This is a genomic window from uncultured Virgibacillus sp. (assembly GCF_947495635.1).
GTDB classification, from domain to species: domain Bacteria; phylum Bacillota; class Bacilli; order Bacillales; family Amphibacillaceae; genus Virgibacillus; species Virgibacillus salarius.
This window is the reverse complement of the sequence record NZ_CANMAB010000183.1, coordinates 1-3005: the sequence shown is the minus strand read 5'-3', so window position 1 is coordinate 3005 and position 3005 is coordinate 1. Positions and strand designations below refer to the sequence as shown.

4 protein-coding genes are annotated in these 3005 nt (G+C 32.1%); all 4 read left to right on the top strand.

Features of this window, described 5'->3' with window-relative positions:
* Window positions 1-98: 98 nt before the first annotated feature.
* Window positions 99-449, top strand: a complete 351-nt coding sequence (locus Q1A47_RS20295) for a hypothetical protein (RefSeq protein WP_026679799.1) — start codon at window positions 99-101, stop codon at window positions 447-449.
* Between the two features lie 55 nt (window positions 450-504).
* Window positions 505-1200: an MBL fold metallo-hydrolase gene (locus tag Q1A47_RS20290; RefSeq protein WP_166531048.1), complete on the top strand. Its 696-nt coding sequence runs from the start codon at window positions 505-507 to the stop codon at window positions 1198-1200.
* A 231-nt stretch (window positions 1201-1431) separates the two neighbouring features.
* The gene (locus tag Q1A47_RS20285) at window positions 1432-2073 is read left to right on the top strand and encodes a hypothetical protein (RefSeq protein ID WP_166531049.1); all 642 of its coding nucleotides are present in this window, start codon (window positions 1432-1434) and stop codon (window positions 2071-2073) included.
* A 327-nt stretch (window positions 2074-2400) separates the two neighbouring features.
* Complete coding sequence (locus tag Q1A47_RS20280) at window positions 2401-2778, top strand: DUF5391 family protein (protein ID WP_166531050.1); 378 nt, start codon at window positions 2401-2403, stop codon at window positions 2776-2778.
* Window positions 2779-3005: the final 227 nt, after the last annotated feature.

Genomic DNA, 3005 nt, shown 5'->3' with positions numbered 1-3005 from the left:
CATCAAACATTTCAAAATAACTACTTGGCTTAACGCAGTCATTGCACTAATTTTATACTTTCTTAACTTTTAAAAAAGGTATTGGGAGGAAGAAATTTGTGAAATTAGTGCCAATATATAGAATACATACTTATGTGGTTCCAGAATCTTTGGATAGAGTATTAGAAGGTGTGTTACATGTTGATGATTTAATTTATGGAAACTATAAAAACGTAGCTTGGCATTCAAATGATGGTATAGAGCAATTTGTCCCTTCAAAAAATTCTATGCCAACAGAGGGAGATATAGGAGAAAGGAAGCAAGTAACGTCGTTTAAGTTAGAATTTTCTATTCCTAGAGATAAGCATTTATTATTAAAAGTAATTGAAGAAGGCATTTACCCTAATCATCCTTGGGATGAACCAGTCGTGCAAGTAACCGAAGCATTTGAAACAAGAAAGCATGGATAAATCGTTTGGTAACATAATCATTCACTAGATTTTTAAGACAAACGGAGGTAGAAAGATGAAGATAAAAGAATTACCAATTAAATTTGAATTTAATGGACAAAACAATTATATTTATCCCAGCTTACTTATATCAAATAATGAATTAACCTTGATTGATACAGGGTATACAGGCTTTTTACATTTAATAGAAAATGAAATTTTAAAACATGGATATGAAATGAAGCATTTAAAGCGTATCATCATTACACATTATGATGATGATCATATAGGGTCCTTATACGATTTCAAGGAAAAATATCCTTGGATTAACATTATAGCTAGTGACCTTGAAGCAAAATATATTAGTGGTGAAATGAAGTCAGAGAGATTGATTCAAGCAGAACAAAAGCTAGAAAATATGCCAGAAGAAGAGATGGAATTTGGCAAATGGTTTATACAGCAATTAAAGAATTTAAAGCATGTTCCAATTGATGAAAAAGTCCAGGATGGAGATATGATTTTAGATAACAAATGTCGAATAATAGCAACGCCAGGGCATACTTCGGGTCACATTTCATTATATATTCCGAGTTTAAAAAGTGTCATTACAGGTGATGCAGCTGTTAAAGAAAATCAAGAATTAGTTATCGCTAATCCACACTTCTGTTTAAATATTGAGAAAGCGGAACAATCTTTGAATAAAATTAAAAGTCTTCACGCTGAACATTACTATTGTTATCATGGTGGAAAACTTACGTTAGTGGAGGCGTAGACACTAATTACCAGCCCAAGGATTATCCGAAATTTATAATAGAAAAGCCCTTCCGCAAACAGGTAGTTGCCAAGTAGCCTTTCAGCATAAAACCCCTGCGGGATAAATTGAAACTTTCATATAAATTATCGTAATATAAGAATGAGCAGCAAAGGAGGCGGAGCATAGATAGGTAGTTTTATAAATTTGATTTAATATGAATGTATGTAAATTAATAGAAGGAGTGAAACGATGGATAATGACAAAAATTTTGACGAACCTAAGGAGCAAAAAAGCAAAATAAACTTTGACTTTGGTAAGAGTTTAAATGAAACGAAAGGTATACTAAAGGATGCCATTATAAGACCACATTCTGTAGTGAAGTCGAATCATATCATTGGAATTGAAACGAGTATCCTCATACTGTTAATACTTTCAATTATCATAGGTTTATGTAACTTTTTATTCTTTAAGTTTGGATTCGATGGCTTATTGAGTATGTTTACAGAGATTGGAATTATGTTTTTAATAACTGGGACTCTTTCCTGGATTATTACTTTTGCAGCAGGCTATATCTCTCTATATATGTTATTGAAGTTTCTGGGGAATGCAAAATTCTCTCACCGCGAATTACTTACAAAGTACGCTGTCGTAAACATTCCATTTGCTGCTATTTTCTGCTTGGTTATCTGCTTTTTTGGATTTCTAATGATAGACTTGTTTGTAATTACCTACGTTTTTGCACTAATGTTGTATGGAGTCATCCATATTTATCTTTTCCTTGTACATATCAACAAACCAAAGTTTGATTTGTATTGGACCATGGCGGGATATTTGCTGGTACTGACCGTACTTACATATATGCTGAATGGAATTGATTTTAGTTCATTTTAACACTTAGAAAAATGTCAATGACCAAATTTATGGTACAGGAATCACCGCTTGAAGTGGGGGCAAAAATTCCTCTGCTCACTATCTTATTGTGCAATAGTAAGCAGTAGGACGTTTGCTATGTGGGCTTGTATCATGCAAAAGTTTTTACTGCCAATTATATGCGGGATAAGCAATTAAATCAGGATTTGGTTCACTTTCTTTCACTTAGATATAACCTTGGTTTCCAATTATCTCATAGGGCAGACTTCAACTAAAACTAGTCATTTTTCATATTGCTAAATATATTACTATTCCAAAATTAGTTAAGGGAGAAGGAGTTCTCTATCTATGCTCAAAAAATTTTATATGGTTTTTTTAACTTTATTAATAGCTGTTGGAGCGGTTTTATTGGCTGCTAGATATCCAACAGGTCCTAATACTGTTTCATACGATGAACCAGCTGGTTTGTGGATATCTATTGGTATAATCATTGTACTCTTTTTACCGCCTTTGCTTTTATCACTATTTAGTAATCGTGTTGTACGAAACATATCGGCAATGTATCAAGCATTTATAGTGATCTCATTTTTAGGAATTATACCAGTCGGATTTCTTTCTCCTAATAATCTTGGGTTAAGCGCTATTGCCATTTTAGGAGTTGTAGTTAGTATAGCTAGTATTATTGTAACCTTAAAAATCAAGTCAAATAAAAAAGCCAAATTTTAAATTACTTCAACTAATAGCTTTATGCATACACGTTATGAAAAGATGGACCTTTTCATACAAATTAATCGAAGCTAAACGAGATAGATATCTTTATTCGTTTCCAAATCGCACGAAGATGTTAAATAGTTATTGACGAATTTTCATATACTCGAATCAATTTCATAATTGCTGTTTTTAAAAATGCATAGAGTTGTTCCTTGATGATTTTCAAGTTTTTTTAATAAAGA